The following is a 984-nucleotide window of genomic DNA, read 5'->3' on the forward strand; positions in this document are numbered from 1 at the left end:
AAGCACTACGACGAGCACTGACCCCGTCACCCAGCCTGACGGTTGAAGGTTCTCCGAACATCGCTGGAGGGTTTGACATGCGATGGCGTGTCAAACCCTCCAGTGTTCACCGCACAATCCTCCAGTGATGTGCTTAGCGTCGACTGCGCTTGCGGCTTTCACCCGGTGCGGGCTCGACCGGCCGTCACGGCGGCCTCGATCTCGCCCACTACCGTGTCCGCCTCCTCCCGCAGACGCCGAGGCGAGATCGGCACCACGGTCCAGCCCAGCGCCGCGTAGAGTGCCCGCCTACGCTCCGTCTGCTCTACAGCGTCGCCGAAGCGGTGCCATTCCACCGAGTCGATCTCGACCACGACCCTTGCATCCTCCCAGCAAGCGTCCGGCCTGATGACCTGTTTGCTGCCGGGAAGGACCTGGTTCCAGCGTGGCTCGCCGAGTATGCGCGAGCGTCGGACGACGTCACGCAGCTCGCATTCCGGAGCGGAGCGGCACCCGGCGGCGATGTCATCCAGGGCTCGCCGCACAAGCTTCGACCCCTTCCACCGTGCGCCACCGAGTTCGCCGCGCAGGCGATCAGGTGTGGTGAGGCCGCGCTGGACCGCCTCACAGGCCAGCGCTCGGACATGGCGGAGCGAGGACATGCCCCGGCAGACATCGAGCACGGCCCGTTCGGGGCACGCCGTCGGGATACCGGCGATCTCTCGTATTTCTGGCATGACGGTCACGCGCCGCAGCCGTGCGTACGGAGCATGGCGATGACGAGTCGATTCAGGGATGAGCACGACCGTCGCCGCAGGCTCCGGCACATAGCGCAGGCCGTAGGCATGACATGCGAGGGCACCGCTGACAGCGGCATCCGGGCCGGCGATCAGCAGCGCCGCACGGATGTGATGGCGCGTCTGTAGCGGCCCGGTGAACGTGGCGTACACGCCGCGCGCGACGCGTTGCCACTGACGGCCCGGGCCGAGGGCATGGTCGATCGCG

Annotated in this window: 1 protein-coding gene; it reads right to left on the reverse strand. The window is 67.7% G+C overall.

Translation table 11 applies throughout. From position 1 onward, the window contains the following. Window positions 1-158 precede the first annotated feature (158 nt). On the reverse strand, window positions 159-984 hold an 826-nt coding region (locus tag ELR45_RS12430), incomplete at its 5' end, for a hypothetical protein (RefSeq protein WP_205856479.1).

This window comes from Phytoactinopolyspora endophytica (genome assembly GCF_004138495.1).
Classification (GTDB): Bacteria; Actinomycetota; Actinomycetes; order Jiangellales; family Jiangellaceae; genus Phytoactinopolyspora; species Phytoactinopolyspora endophytica.